Below are 15,385 nucleotides of genomic sequence, written 5' to 3' on the forward strand. Positions count from 1 at the left end.
TCAGTTACCGCTTGTGCGCCATTGAACGAACCACGAGATCGCCGGTCGACTGGATTGCCTGCACCAGCACGATCAAGATCACGACTGCGACGAACAGCACCGGTGTGTTGAATCGTTGGTAGCCGTACTTGATTGCGAAGTCGCCGAGTCCACCGGCGCCGATGGCACCTGCCATGGCCGAGAAGCCGATCAGCATCACCGCCGTCAGGGTTGCTCCTGCTACCAATCCCGGAACGGATTCGGGCAGTAGCACCTTGGTGATGATGTCTTTGTCGGTGGCGCCCATGGACCGCGCTGCCTCGACGCGTCCGGAATCGACTTCACGCAAGGCGTTCTCGACGACGCGCGCAAAGAAGGGCACCGAACCGATGGTCAGCGGGACGATCGCTGCCGTGGCGCCGAGCGCTGTTCCGACGATCGCCCTCGTTGCCGGGATGAGGAGCACCAACAAGATGACGAACGGCAGCGAACGGCCGATGTTCACCACGGTGCCCAGAACCGAATTGAGGACGCGGTTGGGACGGATTCCGTCGGGCGCGCTCGCGTGCAACAGAACACCGAGAGCGATTCCGATGATCACGGTGAGCACGAACGAGACACCGACCATGTAGAGCGTGTCGAGTAGGGCTTCCCATGCTTCGCCCAGGGAATCCTGCCAGGACGTCTTGTTCATGAGAACGTCACCTTCACTCCGCGCTGCGAAAGATGTTCTTCGACAGACTTTCTTGTCTCTTCGTTGCTGACGAGTCCCGTGTGTGAGGCGAACTCCACGCGAAGGCGACCGACCTGATGGGATCCGATGTCCTCGATACCGCCGGAGATCACGGTGACGTCGACGTCGAGATCTCGTGAGAGTTGGGAAATCACGGGTGAGGTGGACAGTGAATCGACAAAGGTGAGGAGCGCCGGAATTCCGGTCGTGGACGTTCGTACCGTTCCGGTCGGCAGTAGCGCCTCTCCGAGGGGTGAGTCCGGGTCTGCGACCAGTTCGGTGAGCGTTCCCTCGTCGACGATGCGGCCCTGATCGATCAGCGCAGCGCGATGGCAGATCCGTCGAACCACGTTGAGCTCGTGGGTGATCAGAACAATGGTCACACCGAGTCGTCGATTGAGATCGGCGAGCAGGTCGAGGATCGAATCGGTTGTGTCCGAGTCGAGGGCGCTCGTGGCCTCGTCGCACAGGAGGACGTCGGGTGAAGCCGCCAAGGCTCTCGCGATGCCGACGCGTTGTTTCTGGCCGCCGGACAGTTGCGAGGGGAAGGCGTCACGTCGGTCTTCCAAGCCCACCAACTCGATCAGCTCGTCGACGCGGGCACGTCGATCTGCCCGAGAGTATCCCGCCACTTCGAGAGGGAAGGCGATGTTGGCGGCGACCGAACGGGAATGCAGCAGGTTGAAATGCTGGAACACGACCCCGATCCGCTTGCGTGTGTCGCGCAGTTGCGCTGGACTCAGCGCGGTCAGATCGGTGTCGCCCAACAGAATCCGGCCACTGGTCGGGCGTTCGAGCAGGTTGAGGCAGCGCAGCAAAGTCGACTTGCCGGCGCCGCTCTTGCCGATGATGCCGAAGATTTCGCCGTCTTCGATTTTCAGGGATACGGAATCGAGCGCATGCAGAACCTTTGTGCCGCTGCGGTATTCCTTGGAGACCGATTCGATCGAGAAGACCATGACGGGTCTCGATCAGGTAGCGCTGGCCGGAATGACCGAGCCCTGATAGGTCTGCTCGATGAACGTCGCGACGTCGGCGGACGTCAATGCCTCGGCCAACTTCTGTACTCGCGCATCGTTTTCGAGCGAGGTGCGTACGGTCAGGACATTGGCGTACGGGTTGCCCTCGGCCTTCTCGAGCACCAGGGCGTCCTTGGCCGGGTTGAGGCCACCTTCGATTGCGTAGTTGCCGTTGATGATTGCGAGATCGACATTTCCGTCGTCGAGCGTGCGCGGCAGCTGCGGGGGATCGACCTGGGTGAACGTGAGTCCCTTGGGGTTGTCGATGATGTTCTTCTCGCTGATCTGCGTGATGTCGGTGCCGGGGGCGCCCAACTGCTGATCGAGCTTGATCAATCCGGCCTGCTGCAGCAGGTACAGCCCACGGGCGAAGTTCGTCACGTTGTTGGACAAAGCGACCGTTGCGCCCTGGCGCAGGTCGGCCACGTTGGTGACCTTCTTGGAATATGCACCGAGGGGCTCGACGTGGACCTTCGCCACGGCGACCAGGTCGTCGACACCCTTTTCCTTCGACCACGATTCCTGGTACGGCACGTGCTGGAAGAAGTTGGCGTCGGTGTCTCCGGCTTCGAGCACCTCGTTGGCGTCGAGATCGCCGGTGATCTCGCTGACCTCGATCTTGGTGTCACCGAGCAGGCCCTTTTCTTCGACGAACTTCAGGATCTCGGCGTGCGGAACCGAAGAAGCGACGATGCGAAGAGCTGCGTTCTCGTCGGAGGAGTTGTCGCTCGAGCACGCGGCTACGGTTCCGACTGCGACGGCGGCCACTGCGAAGGCAGCGAGGAATCTTCTGGTGCGCGAGCGTGACATGTGAATCTCCAAGACATAGCCGAACGCACGCCGAGATGGCGTGACAGTTGCTGAACGCTAGCCCGGTAAACCTCCCGTGAGGAGATACAGAATCACCGCGATTTTTTCATGTACCTATTGTCCGAGCAGGATGACCGGAACGTCCTCGGCAAAATCGACTACCAGTTCGCGACGCGAGAACAGCCAGGTGCCGTCGATCTTTTCGAAGCTGTCCTGGTAACGAATCTCGATCCGGTTGTCCCGGTGGCCCTCGCCCCGCGGATAGATGTGGTGAGCGGAGCAGTAAGCCTCACCGTGTGCGGTGGTGGGGCCGTCGAGGTCGAGGATCTGCTGCTCGACGATGTGCCGGGTCGAGTGCAGATGTGAGACGGCATCGACCACCGAACTGCTGACGACGGAGTTCCCACGTATCTCCGTCGGCGCACCCGTTCCGTTCAATGCCGGCGGCAAGACGAATGCCGCATCGTCGGTGAAGAGAGCGGCAAGTGCGGTGGTGTTTCGGCGGTCGACGGCCTGTGCGTACCTGGCGGCCAAGTCGGTGAGAGCGACGCGATCCGAGGAGTCCATGCGCATATCTCACCCTATGTGACGCCGCTCATGTTTCGGCTTCCCGCTCATCGAGACACTCACAGCGCCCACCTGGGCATCTGGTTAGCGTCCAGGCCAAGAGTTGCCAGCCATGAATGCCATAGGAGAAACAGCGATGGATCTGAGGGAATCGCCCGAGCAGCAGGAGCTCCGCAAGGAGTTGCGCGCGTACTTCGCGGCGCTGCTGCCGGAAGAGAAGCGTCGCGCGGCCGGCGAGCAAGGTGTGGGTGGCGAGTACTTCCGCGAGATCGTGAAGTTGCTGGGCAAGGACGGTTGGCTCGGTATCGGCTGGCCCAAGGAATTCGGTGGACAGGGACGCTCCATCGAAGAGCAGTTCGTGTTCTTCGACGAGGTTCAGCGCGCAGGTCTGCCGTTCCCCTTCGTGACGGTCAATACCGTCGGACCGACGTTGATGAAGTACGGCACCGAAGAACAGAAGGAACGTTTCCTGCCCGGCATCCTGGCCGGCGACATCGTCTTCGCAATCGGGTACACCGAGCCCGAGGCCGGCACCGACCTCGCGTCACTCAAGACTCGTGCGGTTCTCGACGGTGACGAGTGGATCGTCGACGGCAACAAGATCTTCACCAGTGGCGCCAACACTGCCGACTACGTGTGGCTGGCCTGCCGCACCGACGCGGATGCCCCCAAGCACAAGGGAATCTCGATCCTGATCGTCCCCACCGAGGATGCAGGCTTCGAGTGGTCACCGATCAACACCGTCGGCGGTTTGATGGTGACGTCGACGTACTACTCCGGCATTCGAGTTCCGTCGAAGGACGTTGTGGGCGAGGTCAACGGCGGCTGGCAGCTCATCACGGCTCAGCTCAACCACGAGCGAATCGGCCTGGCGGCCATCGGTGGTCGCACGTACGGTCTGTGGAACCTGGTCCTGGACTGGGCCAAGGAAAACGGCGCCATCAACATCCCGTGGGTGCAACAGGACTTCGCTCGCACACACGCCAAGCTCGAGGCCATGCGACTGCTGAATTGGAAGATGACGGCAGCCGTCGCACAGGACACGCTCTCCGGAGCCGACGCCGGTGCCACCAAGACGTACGGGACCGAGACTCACGTCGACGTCTACCGCACCCTGCTCGGAATTCTCGGCTCCGCCGGTCGCATCCGCCCCGAGTCTCCGGGCGCTCTGCTTGCCGGTCAGATCGAGCAGATCTCGCGTCAGGGTGTCGTGAACACCTTCGGCGGCGGCGTCAACGAAGTTCTGCGGGACATGGTCGGCACCATCGGCTTGGGACTCGTTCGCGAAAAGAGGGTCAAGTGAGCGACATTTCGGCGCAACTCGACGCTTTTGTAGGCCAGACGCTTGTTCCCACCACCTGGGGGCCAGACGAGGTCAACATCCCCATGATCCGGCATTGGGCCGAGACCATGGGCGATACCAACCCCGTCTACCTCGACGACGACGCTGCCCGCGCCACCGGTCGTGACGGCGTCGTCGCTCCCGCTCAGATGCTTCAGGTCTGGATCATGCGGACCTTTACCGACAAGATGGCGGGCAACGACCCGTCGCAGGTGTGGACCGATCTGATCGCCACCCTCGACGCAGCCGGCTACAGCTCTGTCGTGGCCACCGATTCCGATCAGGAGTTCTTCGCCGAACTGCGCCCAGGCGATCGCGTTAACTACACCGAGGTCATCGAGTCGATTTCGCCGGAGAAGAAGACCGGCCTCGGTGTCGGACACTTCGTCACGACGCTCAAGACCTACCGCAACGGTGACGATCAGGTTGTCGGCACCCAGCGGTGGCGGACGCTGCGGTTCAAACCTCAGGAATCTGCTGCGCCCGAAGCTCCTCGTGCACTGCGTCCGCGTCCGGCTCTCAACGCGGACAACGCTTTCTGGTTCGAAGCAGCCAAGGAGCACCGTCTGGTGATCCAGCGCTGCACGTCCTGCAAGACGCTGCGTCATCCCACCGGCCCGATGTGCGGGGAGTGCCGGTCACTCGAGTGGGACACGATCGACGCGTCGGGTCGTGGCACGGTGTACAGCTTCGTGGTCAATCACCACCCCAAGATCGACGCGTTCGACTACCCGCTCATCGTTGCGGTAATCGAACTCGAAGAGGGAACCCGATTGATCGCCAACATGGTGGGTATCGCGCCCGAAGATGTCGTGGTCGACATGCCCGTGGAACTTGACTGGATCGACGCCGACCCGGATCTGACGCTTCCCGCGTTCCGGCCGGCCGTACGCGAGGAGCACTGATGGACTTCAATTTCAGCGAAGAGCAGGAAGCAATTCGCGCACTGGCCGACGAGGTCTTCACCAGCAAGGCAACGATCGAGCGCACCAAGGAGATCGAACTCTCCGCCGAGCGCGTCGACCGTGAACTGTGGCGCGAACTCGCGAGCACCGGCCTGCTCGGTATCGCCCTGCCGGAGGAGTTCGGCGGCGGTGGCCTCGGCTTGTCCGAGCTGTACGCACTGCTCGAACAGCAGGGACGTCACGTTGCGGCCGTGCCGATCTGGGAAACGACCCTTGCAGCATTGGCTGTCAACGAATTCGGCTCTGATTCCCTTCGCGCCGAACTCCTTCCGGGAGTTGCCGACGGCAGTCGATTCCTGACCGTCGGTCTCGAAGAGTTCGGTCCGTACACGGGCGGCGACCCACTGACCACGGCTGAGCAGGACGCCGACGGCAACTGGACTCTGACGGGTGAGAAGGCAGTAGTGCCGATGACTCACGTCGCGAACCTTGCTCTCGTTTCGGCAACCGCTTCCACTGGTACGGCACTGCTGCTGGTCGACCTGAGTGCCGAGGGAGTGACGCTCGAACAGACGCAGTCCACCAGTTGGGAGATCTGTGCCAACGTCACCTTTGCCGGTGCCCCCGCGCAGCTGATCGGTGCGGCTGACGGCACCACGGTTCCGTGGCTGATCGACCGCGTTCAGCTGGCATTGGCCGCAATCCAATGGGGCGTCGGGTCGGGTGCAGTCGCGCAGGCCGTCACGTACCTGAACGGCCGCAAGCAGTTCGGCCGTCCGCTGGCGACCTTCCAGGCCGTCAATCATCAACTCGCTGACTGCTACATCGATCTCGAAGCGATGCGCGTGACACTGTGGCAGGCCGCCTGGCGCATCTCCGAGGGACTGGATCTCGGCACCTCGGTACTGGTCGCCAAGTGGTGGGCTACCGACGGCGGACAGCGCGTCGTGCATCGCACCACGCATGTTCACGGCGGCATGGGCGTCGACACCGACTACCCGGTTCACCGTCACCTGTTGTGGGGCAAGCAGATTGCTGCCACCCTCGGTGGTTCCAGCTCCGATCTAGCGCGTCTGGGTGCGCAGCTCGCATCCGGTGTGGAGGTGCTCGCATGACCGTACTTGCCGGTCGCAGTTACGCAGACGTCGTTGTCGGAGAGGCATTGCCCGAGTTGGCGATCCCGCTGACCCGCACGTTGATCGTCGCCACGGCAATCGCCACTCGCGATTTTCAGGACGTGCACCACGATCCGAGCCTGGCGCAGGAGCGTGGCTCGAAGGATGTCTTCATGAACATCCTCACGAGCAACGGTCTTGTCGGTCGATACGTCACGGACTGGGCCGGATCTGCATCGACCCTGCGCCGCATCGCCATTCGTCTCGGGGCGCCCAACTACCCGGGTGACACCATGACGATGACCGGTGAGGTCGTGTCCAAGGAAGACGGAGTGGTCGTGGTCAAGGTGCAGGGTGCAAACAGCCTCGGCAACCATGCATCCGGCACCGTCGCAGTCGCTTTCAAGGAAGAGGAGAGGCCCTGATGGCGATCAGCCCACTCTCGGGAGCCGCCGCCATCGTCGGCATCGGATCCACCGAGTTCTCCAAGAACTCCGGCCGCACCGAACTGCAGTTGGCGTGTGAGGCCATCGTCGCGGCACTCGCTGACGCCGGTATCGATCCGTCCGAGGTCGACGGTCTGTCCACCTACACGTCGGAGACGAACGGCGAAGCGATCGTGGCTCGCAACTGTGGTCTCGGCGAGCTGAAGTTCTTCTCGCGCATTCACTACGGTGGCGGCGCTGCGTGTGCCACCGTGCAGCAGGCGGCCATGGCAGTTGCGACGGGTGTTGCCGACGTCGTGGTTTGTTACCGCGCCTTCAACGAGCGCTCCGGTGTGCGCTACGGCCTAGGGCAGCACGATCGCCCCATGGACAGCACCGCGGATCGCGCGGCATATGCGTGGATGACTCCGCAGGGATTGTCGACTCCCGCTCAGTGGGTCGCCATGTTCGCCCGCCGCTACATGCACCAGTACGGTGCGACGAGTGAGGACTTCGGACGAGTTGCAGTGGTGGCGCGCAAGCATGCCGCCAACAACCCGGCTGCTTGGTTCTACGAGCGTCCGATCACGCTCGAGGACCACCAGAACTCGCGCTGGATCGCCGAGCCGCTGCACCTGCTCGACTGCTGCCAGGAAACCGACGGTGGCCAGGCATTGGTCATCGTCTCTGCCGAGCGCGCAAAGGATCTGGCCAACAAGCCCGTCGTCATCAAGGGCGCCGCTCAGGGCAGTAGCAAGGATCAGTACATGATGACCAGCTACTACCGGCCCGACATCTCCGGTATCCCGGAGATGGGCCTGGTTGCTCGTCAGTTGTACGGCCAGAGCGGCCTGACCCCTGACGACATCAACGCCGCGATTCTGTACGACCACTTCACTCCGTTGGTGCTTCCCCAGCTCGAAGAACTGGGCTTCTGCAAGCCAGGCGAAGCAAAGGACTTCATCCGCGAAGGCAACCTCGAGATCGGTGGACGCCTGCCGTCCAACACTCACGGTGGTCAGGTCGGCGAGGCGTACCTGCACGGTGTCAACGGAATTGCCGAAGGTGTGCGACTGGTGCGAGGCACGTCGACCAACCAGCCCGAGGGCGTCGAAAACGTATTGGTCACAGCCGGAACAGCAGTACCCACCAGCGGTCTCGTTCTCGGCGCTGTTTGAGAGGAAAAGACAGTGACAACTTCGGAAGCTGCGAAGACCGCCGGCGATTGGCGTGGAGCCGATCTCGGGACCCGCACCGTGTCGTACACCGAGCGCGACGCGATCCTGTACGCACTTGCCGTGGGCGCCAAGGCGACCGAGCTGGACCTCGTCTTCGAGGATCAGCTTCGGGTACTGCCGACCTTTGCTCTGACGCTGGCGCAGTGGGCTCCCGACGCTCTGGGTTCGGCGGGCGCCTTCGACACCTCGACGGCGTTGCACGGCTCGCAAGAGCTGAAAGTGCTTGCTCCGCTTCCGCGTAGCGGTGACGTGACCTTGAAGGCTTCGGTCGGCGAGGTGTGGGACAAGGGCGCAGCGGCCGTGTTCGAAGTGAAGGTGGAGTGCGAATACTTCGTCGCGACCTGGTCACTTTTTGCCCCCGGTGCCGGTGGATTCGGCGGAGAACGTGGACCCTCACGTCCGGCGGAGCCGACCGGCGAGCCTTCGTTGACCGGTGTGCTGACCACAGCGGAGAACCAAACGGCGATGTACCGGCTCCTGGGCGACAAGCACCACATCCACATCGATCCCCAGGCTGCGGCGCGGATCAACCAGCCGCGTCCGATCATGCACGGCCTGTGCACGTTGGCCGCCAGCACACTCGAGCTTGCTCGGGTCGCCGGAGTGCATCCGGCTGATCTTGTCAGTCTCGAAGGTCGATTCGCTGCGGCGATCCATCCGGGTGAGGCGCCGTCCATCGTTGCGTGGGGAACTCCCGACGACCTGGCCTTCCAGGTCACCAAGGGTGATCAGGTAGCGATTTCCGGTGCACGAGTGAGCTTCTCCGCTCGCTAGTCCCTCCAGACTCAACTGCGGGGTGCTTGACCCCTCGTCGCGCCCCGCAGTTGTTCACACGAAGAAGCAGCCCCCGAGCGAATCCGCTCAGGGGCTGCTTCGTATTTGTTTCAATCCTGGTGGGTCGCCATGTAGCGAGCCGGGTACTCACCGCCGCCGTGAACGGCGATGTCGGCGCCGTTCACGTACGAGGAGAGCGGGCTCGCCAGGAACAGGCAGGAGTTGGCGATATCGGCCGGCACGGCCATGCGCTCCATCGGAATGGTCCTGGTGACCGCAACGCCGCCGTCGGCGCCGTAGACCTCGGCGGCAGCCTCGGTACGGATCAGGCCGGTGGTGATGTGGTTGATCCGGACCTTCGGCGCCCATTCGAGGGCCAATGCCTTGGTCAGAACGAGGAGGCCTGCCTTGGCTGCGCTGTACGCCGCGGTTCCGGGCTGCGGGTCGATCGCCGAGACACTGCCGATGTTGATGATGGCACCGCCGTCGTCCTGAGTCTGCATCACTGCATTTGCGGCCTGGGCAACGTTGAAGGGTGCCAACAGGTTCAGGGCCACGATCTTCTCGACGAAGCGGGGTGACACCGTCGCAGCGTCGGCGTCGGGGGAGCCGCCGGCGTTGTTGACCAGGACGTCCAGACGGCCGAAGCGCTCGACGGCATCTCGGACGAGGGCTGCGGCGTCGGCGGGATCGCGGACGTCCGTGGCGCGAAAGGCTGCGCTACGACCGTCGGCGGTGGGTAGGTTTTCGGGCTCGTTACGGCCACAGACCAGCACGTTCGCACCCGCGGCGAGGAAGGTTTCGGCGATGACGTAGCCGATGCCTTTGGTGCCGCCGGTGACGATCACCGAGCGTCCGCTGAAATCGACGGGGTTGGGCAGTGTCACGGTGGAGCCTTCCTGGTGCGGTGCCGAGCTGAATTGCCGCCCAATGTGATTGACGCGACGTGGTCGCACACCTTAGGGTCAAGCAAGTGCTTGGTTGTTTTGTAGGTCGAGTGTAGACGACAAACAGCGGCAGTCACCAGAATCGACCGGTCCCTCCCGCAAAAGGGACCTCTGCGTCGACGGACATTGGAGTAGTCACATGGGCAAGCTCGAAGGCAAAGTCGCACTCATCACCGGTGCGGGTCAGGGAATCGGGCAGGGGATTGCCCTGGCCTTGGCCAAAGAGGGCGCCGTGATCGCCGTTGCCGGCCGCACCGAATCCAAGTTGCACACCACGTGCGGACTACTGGCTGACATCGGTGCGCGCGGTGAGGCGGTGGTCTGCGACGTCAGCAAGAAGGACGACATCACCGACGCCGTGGACCGTACCGTCGAACTGTTCGGCGGAATCGACATCCTGGTCAACAACGCCAACGACTGCAAGCCCGGCCCACTCTTGAGCGTGCTGGACGAAGACTTCGAGCGTTCCTTCGCGACGGGGCCGCTCGCCACCCTGCGCATGATGCAGGCGTCGTACCCCCACATGAACAGTCGTGGCGGTGGCGTCATCATCAACATGGTCACCTCGGCGGCGGTGCGCTGGGATGCCAGTAACTACGGCGCTTACGGTTCCATCAAAGAAGGCATGCGCTCGTTGACCCGCGCTGCCGCCTGCGAATGGGGCAAGGACAACATTCGCGTTCTCAATGTTGCCCCGCACGCCAAGACTCCCGCGTTGCAGTGGTGGATGGAAAAGAATCCCGAAGAGGCAGCGGCATTTGTCGCAGGTATTCCGCTGGGACGCGTCGGAGACCCCGAGACCGACATCGGTCGTGCCGTCGTCTTCCTCGTCAGCGAAGACGCCGGGTACCTCACGGGTGCCACGATCCCGCTCGACGGCGGCCAGTCGCGCTGGGGCTGACCGCCATCGACCCGATCAGGTCATCACGGCGCCGCCGTCGACGGCAATCGTCTGGCCGGTGACGTTGCGAGCCTTGTCACTGAGCAAGAAGGCGACCATCTCGGCGATGTCTCCGGGCGTCTGAGCTCGACCCATCGGAACCATCTGTGCGACAAAAGAATCGAAGACGTCAGCATCGGAAACATCTGTGAGCGAGGGATCGCGTCGACGCAGTTCCTTGATGGTTCGAAGCCACATGTCGGTGAGGATCAGGCCGGGCATGACCGTATTCGAGCGAAGTCCTCGAGTCGCACCGATCCGGGCGACGCTGTGACTCATCTCGATCACGGCGGCCTTCGACGGTCCGTAGTGCGCGAGCATGTCACCGCCCAAGCGGGCACCGATCGACGCGATGTTGACGATCGCTGCCGGACCCTCGGTTCTGCTCACGAATTCGCGGCACATCAGGAAGCTGCCCTTGGTGTTCACCGCAAAGGTGTTGTCCCACTGGTCTTCGGTGATCTCGAGGAACGGAGTGAAGACGCCGATTCCGGCGCCGTTGACGAGTGCAGTCGGGCTTCCGGCCGATGCAGCCACGTCGAAGGCGTTCTTGACGTCACCTTCACGTCGAACATCGCATCGTGCCGTGTGGACTGCTACGCCAAGGCTTTCCAGGCGTGCTGCGGTGTCGGCGAGTGCGGCCTCTTCGATGTCGAGGAGAAGCAGGGTGCCGAAGTCCTCCGCAAGGCGCTCGGCAATAGCGGCGCCCAACCCGGCAGCTGCGCCGGTGACAATGGCTACGGGCGCGCTCACGGCAGGTGCGTTTCGAGCAGTGGGGCAAGCAGTTCGGCTGCGCGCGCCGCCGTGATGACCTCGCTCGGGTCCACCTTGGTCACGACTTTCGAAGCAGAATCTTCGTAGACATGCTCACCGATGAGTCGCCCCTGCTCGTCGTACGGCCAGACAAATGCCAAGGTCCGACGCACGAGATACCAACCGTCGGGGTCGATGTCCGACGACTGTTCGGGGGCTGCGGGGGTGGATCCACCCGATTCGTGCACTGCGCCGAACACCCCGTCTCCCAGAATCGATCCTGGTACGAATTGACTGAAGAGAGTCTCACCCGAGAATCCGCTGTCGGAGACCGCGAAGTCGGACTGTCCGGTCCACATGACAAGGGTGTCCGTCTCGGCGAGTGACTGGTAGAAGTTGGTGACGGCGTCCATGCCGTCGAGGACAATCGACTGCCCGTCTTCGAACAACCGGTAGACGGGTTCTTCGACGGTCATGTCGGGCGAGAGGATTTCCTTGTAACGACCGGAGACCTCGAGCAATGCGTGGCGCCGGTAGTTTCGGAGGATCTTCTGGTGCCGCGGATTGTCGATGGTTTCCAATTGCTTTTCGACGCCATCCATCATGTGGACGAATTCGTGCTCGTACTTGCTCATCACATCTCCTGGTTTCGCGGATTCGGCGGGCTGTCCGGATCTGCGACAACTGTGACCTGACGTGGCATTCGCTGTACATGTAGAACTTCGTTCGACAATTGCCGGTTTGCTTAACTCCGCTGTTCAGATACCGTGATGGTCATCACTTTGCTGGCGAACGGCGGCCTAAGACAACCGAATGGACGGTAATGAAAAAGGCGAGAAGAGGTGAAGATCTGAATCTGCGGTTGGTGTCCTCGTTGCTCGTCGTCGTGGCGGAAGGGCACTTCGGACGAGCGGCAGACCGGTTGTTCGTCACGGCGCCTGCTCTCAGTCAGCAGATTCGTCGACTCGAGGAGCAGGTGGGAGTCGAGTTGATCGATCGCAGTTCGCACCCGGTGGTGCTCACCGCCGCGGGTGAGGTGTTCGTCGCGGATGCACGGCCCGCTCTCGAGTTCGCCGTCCGCGCGATGAACGGGCTCGACGCACTCGAGCGTCGGCGGGCCAGGCGGTTGCGGATCGGATTCATCAACGGGGCGGCCGGAAGTTTGGGACGTGCGGTGATCGATTCGTTGCATGCGGAGGTGGAGCTGGTCCAATTGGACTGGTCCCAACAGGTTTCCGCGGTGGCGAGCGCGACCGTCGATGCCGCCTTCGTGCGCCCTCCACTGCCGGTGCTCGACGGTGTGGTGCTCGAACGGATCGGCGTCGAACCGCGGGTGGTGGCCCTGCCTCGAGGACACCGACTGGCGGGCCGTACGAGCATCGAGATTTCTGAAATAGATGGGACTGTGCAGGTTTCGAGTGACGGCGCACCACCCGAATGGGTGAAATGGTGGTCGGTGGACCCGCGCCCGAGTGGTGTACCCGTCCGGTACGGTCCCTCTGTCCGCACGATGGACGAAGCGCTCGAGGTTGTCGCCAACGGTCGGGCGGTGGTGATAACGGCAGCAACCATTGCCGAGTACTACACCCGCTCGGATATCAGTTTCGTGCGCATTTCCGACATCGAGCAGTGTTCGATCGATCTGTGTACCCGCGAGGGCGACAGCAGTCCGGCAGTGATCGAGCTACGCAAAGCTGTTTCAGCCCTCGGTACCGCCAGGTGATTGCCGTGTCCTGATGTGATGCGCATGTACTCGGATGAAATACGCATTCTTGCCGTCTTCGTTTTAGTCAACTAGACTAAAACCATGAAAACGATCAGCACGGCACTTGAAATCGTCGAGGCAGCAAGAGTTTCGGCCGATGTGTTCGGGGGAAACTCCAGCGATCTCGACACCCGTCGCGCTGCGAAGCGTCGTTTTCATCGGCTCGCCTCCGCCATTCATCCGGACCGGGCGAAGCCCGAAGATCGGGTGCGATACTCGGCCGCAACATCTCGGTTGAACGAGCTATACCGCAGTTGGACAGCGGAGTTCGAGCCGGCAGATTCTCGACCCGTTTATGTCGGCGAGCGGGGCGAGTACATGTTGGGTGGACTGGTAGCGCGCGGCTCGGTCGCTAACCTGTACCGGTCCGATGCCCGTGTCGTACTCAAGATTCCGCGAAACCCTCGGGCGAACTCGATGATCGAGGCCGAACGGAATGTGCTGACGGACATCGAGAATTCGTGCGAAGCCGGTTGGGCAGTCTCGTACTTCCCGCGATTGATCGATCGAATCACCCATGTGGGCAGCGGCACGAGACGTCAGATCGATGTGCTGGACGATCTGACCGAAGGTTTTGTGAGTCTCGCCGACGTCCGTGAGGCGTATCCGGGTGGCCTCGATCCACGGGACTGGGCGTGGATGCACCGACGGCTACTTCGGGCTCTGGCAGTAGCGCATGCGACTGGTTGGGTGCACACCGCGATTACCGCGGAGAACGTGCTGATCGAGCCTGATCGGCACGGGGTGGTGCTGGTCGGCTGGTCCTTTGGCACCCGTACGGGCAGCCGCCCGCTGGCGACGATCGGTTCCGATCGTGATTCGTACCCACCGGAACTCGGCGAAGGAGCGTCTCCGGCCTGGGACGTCTACATGGCTCATCATTTGATGCTCCGAATGCTGGGCGAGCAGACCCACGAACGGATGAAGGCGTTTGCCGACGGCTGCATGCAGGACAACCCGAGATTGCGTCCCGACGCGGTCGACCTACTGGGTGAGTTCGACGAACTCCTCGATCTTCTCTATGGCCAGCGGACATTTCGTCCGTTCGCCGTTCCATCCACGAAAGGACAGTGATTGTCATGGGCTACGGATACTGGGACGACAACACCTATTTGGCGGGCAAGACTTTTCGTGCCGCACGCGGTGTCGACGATTTCGGTTACACCGATTCGCTTCGGTCGCGTCCGCGAAGCAGTTGGAAAGCGGACCCGACCCTCGACCCCTTCGGCGTCGACAAGCGTGAATGCCGGGACTCGGCCGGGCACCCCGATTCTCTCCCGATAGCAGTGCTTTTCGATGTCACCGGCTCGATGGGCGCTGTTCCTCGAATCATGCAGGACAAGCTCGGAAAGCTGCACGGGCTGCTGCAACGCAAGGGATACGCGGATGATCCGCAGATTCTGTTCGGTGGTATCGGCGACGCCGATTCCGATCAGGTGCCACTACAAGTCGGCCAGTTCGAGTCGGGTAACGCGATGGACGAGCAGCTTCGGACGATCTTCCTCGAGGGCAACGGTGGCGGACAGAAGTCGGAAAGCTATGAATTGGCAGCATATTTCATGGCGCGCCACACCAGTACGGATGCCTGGGAGAAGCGCGGAAGGAAAGGCTACCTCTTCATCATCGGCGACGAGCTGAACAAGCCGCGGCTCTCGGCTCGTCACATCCGTTCGGTGATCGGCGACAAGGTACGTCAGGACGTATCGGTCTCGTCGATCTACCGTGAACTCGAAGAAAGATGGAATGTCTACTTCGTTCTGCCAGATCAGTCGTCGTACTTCAACGATCCGGAAATCGCGGATCACTGGAAGAAGTTGCTCGGTGAACGCTTCGTCAAACTCGACGACCCCGCTGCGGTGTGCGAACTGATCGCGCTGACGGTCGGAATCGGCGAGGACCGCATCGACCTGCGTGACGGACTGGCGGATCTCCGCGACATCGGTTCAAGAGCTGAAGCCGAGACCGTCGGCAAGGCTCTCGCTCTAATTCCAGGGCGCAGCACCGCGACGGTGGCCGGGTTGCCCCACGATCTCGGAACCGATACGGACGATGTTGATTTCGCATAGAAGGAGA

The 15,385-nt window shown here is 62.3% G+C and carries 17 protein-coding genes; 10 read left to right on the plus strand and 7 right to left on the minus strand.

Annotation, left to right across the window (positions count from 1 at the left end):
- Window positions 1-4 precede the first annotated feature (4 nt).
- The 4 genes from RhoBH5_RS18185 to RhoBH5_RS18200 form a co-directional block, all read right to left on the minus strand.
- Window positions 5-673 carry a methionine ABC transporter permease gene (locus RhoBH5_RS18185; protein ID WP_007732650.1) on the minus strand — a complete coding sequence of 223 codons (669 nt, stop codon included), beginning with the start codon at window positions 671-673 and terminating at the stop codon, window positions 5-7.
- On the minus strand, window positions 670-1,671 hold the full coding sequence (locus RhoBH5_RS18190; protein WP_047270724.1) for a methionine ABC transporter ATP-binding protein: 1,002 nt from the start codon (window positions 1,669-1,671) through the stop codon (window positions 670-672). The genes RhoBH5_RS18185 and RhoBH5_RS18190 overlap by 4 nt, the downstream gene beginning before the upstream one ends.
- A gap of 12 nt (window positions 1,672-1,683) precedes the next feature.
- Window positions 1,684-2,541, minus strand: a complete 858-nt coding sequence (locus tag RhoBH5_RS18195; protein WP_208690237.1) for a MetQ/NlpA family ABC transporter substrate-binding protein — start codon at window positions 2,539-2,541, stop codon at window positions 1,684-1,686.
- 114 nt (window positions 2,542-2,655) lie between these two features.
- Window positions 2,656-3,114, minus strand: a complete 459-nt coding sequence (locus RhoBH5_RS18200) for a nuclear transport factor 2 family protein (RefSeq protein WP_054827059.1) — start codon at window positions 3,112-3,114, stop codon at window positions 2,656-2,658.
- A 130-nt stretch (window positions 3,115-3,244) separates the two neighbouring features.
- On the opposite strand from RhoBH5_RS18200, the gene RhoBH5_RS18205 reads away from it, so the two are divergent.
- Genes RhoBH5_RS18205 through RhoBH5_RS18230 form a run of 6 tightly spaced genes read left to right on the plus strand, consistent with a single transcriptional unit; the run spans window position 3,245 to window position 8,907 of the window.
- Window positions 3,245-4,411 (plus strand): acyl-CoA dehydrogenase family protein, encoded by a 1,167-nt coding sequence (locus RhoBH5_RS18205; protein WP_020970792.1) that lies wholly within the window; start codon window positions 3,245-3,247, stop codon window positions 4,409-4,411.
- Complete coding sequence (locus RhoBH5_RS18210) at window positions 4,408-5,355, plus strand: bifunctional MaoC family dehydratase N-terminal/OB-fold nucleic acid binding domain-containing protein (RefSeq protein ID WP_042448383.1); 948 nt, start codon at window positions 4,408-4,410, stop codon at window positions 5,353-5,355. The genes RhoBH5_RS18205 and RhoBH5_RS18210 overlap by 4 nt, the downstream gene beginning before the upstream one ends.
- Window positions 5,355-6,470 (plus strand): acyl-CoA dehydrogenase family protein, encoded by a 1,116-nt coding sequence (locus RhoBH5_RS18215; RefSeq protein WP_030537002.1) that lies wholly within the window; start codon window positions 5,355-5,357, stop codon window positions 6,468-6,470. Before RhoBH5_RS18210 ends, RhoBH5_RS18215 begins: the two co-directional genes overlap by 1 nt.
- Entirely contained in the window at window positions 6,467-6,895 is a 429-nt protein-coding gene (locus RhoBH5_RS18220; RefSeq protein WP_003940399.1) for a MaoC family dehydratase, read from the plus strand. Before RhoBH5_RS18215 ends, RhoBH5_RS18220 begins: the two co-directional genes overlap by 4 nt.
- On the plus strand, window positions 6,895-8,073 hold the full coding sequence (locus RhoBH5_RS18225) for a lipid-transfer protein (protein ID WP_270008626.1): 1,179 nt from the start codon (window positions 6,895-6,897) through the stop codon (window positions 8,071-8,073). Before RhoBH5_RS18220 ends, RhoBH5_RS18225 begins: the two co-directional genes overlap by 1 nt.
- A gap of 12 nt (window positions 8,074-8,085) precedes the next feature.
- Entirely contained in the window at window positions 8,086-8,907 is an 822-nt protein-coding gene (locus RhoBH5_RS18230) for a MaoC/PaaZ C-terminal domain-containing protein (RefSeq protein WP_007732645.1), read from the plus strand.
- Window positions 8,908-9,017: 110 nt separating this feature from the next.
- On the opposite strand, the gene RhoBH5_RS18235 is transcribed toward RhoBH5_RS18230, so the two are convergent.
- A complete protein-coding gene (locus RhoBH5_RS18235) occupies window positions 9,018-9,794 on the minus strand; it encodes an SDR family oxidoreductase (RefSeq protein ID WP_208690239.1) in 777 nt (258 codons plus the stop codon).
- A 199-nt stretch (window positions 9,795-9,993) separates the two neighbouring features.
- Between RhoBH5_RS18235 and RhoBH5_RS18240 the strand changes: the two genes are divergently transcribed.
- On the plus strand, window positions 9,994-10,755 hold the full coding sequence (locus RhoBH5_RS18240; RefSeq protein WP_081558427.1) for an SDR family NAD(P)-dependent oxidoreductase: 762 nt from the start codon (window positions 9,994-9,996) through the stop codon (window positions 10,753-10,755).
- Window positions 10,756-10,770: 15 nt separating this feature from the next.
- On the opposite strand, the gene RhoBH5_RS18245 is transcribed toward RhoBH5_RS18240, so the two are convergent.
- Both RhoBH5_RS18245 and RhoBH5_RS18250 read right to left on the minus strand, forming a co-directional pair.
- Entirely contained in the window at window positions 10,771-11,547 is a 777-nt protein-coding gene (locus tag RhoBH5_RS18245) for an SDR family NAD(P)-dependent oxidoreductase (protein WP_007732641.1), read from the minus strand.
- Complete coding sequence (locus RhoBH5_RS18250) at window positions 11,544-12,182, minus strand: hypothetical protein (RefSeq protein ID WP_007732640.1); 639 nt, start codon at window positions 12,180-12,182, stop codon at window positions 11,544-11,546. The genes RhoBH5_RS18245 and RhoBH5_RS18250 overlap by 4 nt, the downstream gene beginning before the upstream one ends.
- A 188-nt stretch (window positions 12,183-12,370) precedes the next feature.
- Between RhoBH5_RS18250 and RhoBH5_RS18255 the strand changes: the two genes are divergently transcribed.
- The 3 genes from RhoBH5_RS18255 to RhoBH5_RS18265 all read left to right on the plus strand — a co-directional run bounded on the left by RhoBH5_RS18255 (window position 12,371) and on the right by RhoBH5_RS18265 (window position 15,378).
- Complete coding sequence (locus RhoBH5_RS18255) at window positions 12,371-13,270, plus strand: LysR family transcriptional regulator (RefSeq protein ID WP_270008627.1); 900 nt, start codon at window positions 12,371-12,373, stop codon at window positions 13,268-13,270.
- An 84-nt stretch (window positions 13,271-13,354) separates the two neighbouring features.
- The gene (locus tag RhoBH5_RS18260; protein WP_270008628.1) at window positions 13,355-14,386 is read left to right on the plus strand and encodes a hypothetical protein; all 1,032 of its coding nucleotides are present in this window, start codon (window positions 13,355-13,357) and stop codon (window positions 14,384-14,386) included.
- A 5-nt stretch (window positions 14,387-14,391) separates the two neighbouring features.
- Window positions 14,392-15,378: a hypothetical protein gene (locus tag RhoBH5_RS18265; RefSeq protein WP_030537005.1), complete on the plus strand. Its 987-nt coding sequence runs from the start codon at window positions 14,392-14,394 to the stop codon at window positions 15,376-15,378.
- Window positions 15,379-15,385: the final 7 nt, after the last annotated feature.

Source organism: Rhodococcus sp. BH5 (assembly GCF_027583855.1).
Lineage (GTDB): Bacteria > Actinomycetota > Actinomycetes > Mycobacteriales > Mycobacteriaceae > Rhodococcus_F > Rhodococcus_F qingshengii.

Excerpts from the sequence above, each read along its gene's own strand:
- RhoBH5_RS18215 (WP_030537002.1), top strand. The coding sequence starts at position 5,355 with ATGGACTTCAATTTCAGCGAAGAGCAGGAAGCAATTCGCGCACTGGCC.
- RhoBH5_RS18260 (WP_270008628.1), top strand. The coding sequence starts at position 13,355 with ATGAAAACGATCAGCACGGCACTTGAAATCGTCGAGGCAGCAAGAGTT.
- RhoBH5_RS18200 (WP_054827059.1), bottom strand. The coding sequence starts at position 3,114 with ATGCGCATGGACTCCTCGGATCGCGTCGCTCTCACCGACTTGGCCGCC.
- RhoBH5_RS18205 (WP_020970792.1), top strand. The coding sequence starts at position 3,245 with ATGGATCTGAGGGAATCGCCCGAGCAGCAGGAGCTCCGCAAGGAGTTG.
- RhoBH5_RS18195 (WP_208690237.1), bottom strand. The coding sequence starts at position 2,541 with ATGTCACGCTCGCGCACCAGAAGATTCCTCGCTGCCTTCGCAGTGGCC.
- RhoBH5_RS18220 (WP_003940399.1), top strand. The coding sequence starts at position 6,467 with ATGACCGTACTTGCCGGTCGCAGTTACGCAGACGTCGTTGTCGGAGAG.
- RhoBH5_RS18185 (WP_007732650.1), bottom strand. The coding sequence starts at position 673 with ATGAACAAGACGTCCTGGCAGGATTCCCTGGGCGAAGCATGGGAAGCC.
- RhoBH5_RS18190 (WP_047270724.1), bottom strand. The coding sequence starts at position 1,671 with ATGGTCTTCTCGATCGAATCGGTCTCCAAGGAATACCGCAGCGGCACA.
- RhoBH5_RS18225 (WP_270008626.1), top strand. The coding sequence starts at position 6,895 with ATGGCGATCAGCCCACTCTCGGGAGCCGCCGCCATCGTCGGCATCGGA.
- RhoBH5_RS18255 (WP_270008627.1), top strand. The coding sequence starts at position 12,371 with ATGAAAAAGGCGAGAAGAGGTGAAGATCTGAATCTGCGGTTGGTGTCC.
- RhoBH5_RS18250 (WP_007732640.1), bottom strand. The coding sequence starts at position 12,182 with ATGAGCAAGTACGAGCACGAATTCGTCCACATGATGGATGGCGTCGAA.
- RhoBH5_RS18265 (WP_030537005.1), top strand. The coding sequence starts at position 14,392 with ATGGGCTACGGATACTGGGACGACAACACCTATTTGGCGGGCAAGACT.
- RhoBH5_RS18240 (WP_081558427.1), top strand. The coding sequence starts at position 9,994 with ATGGGCAAGCTCGAAGGCAAAGTCGCACTCATCACCGGTGCGGGTCAG.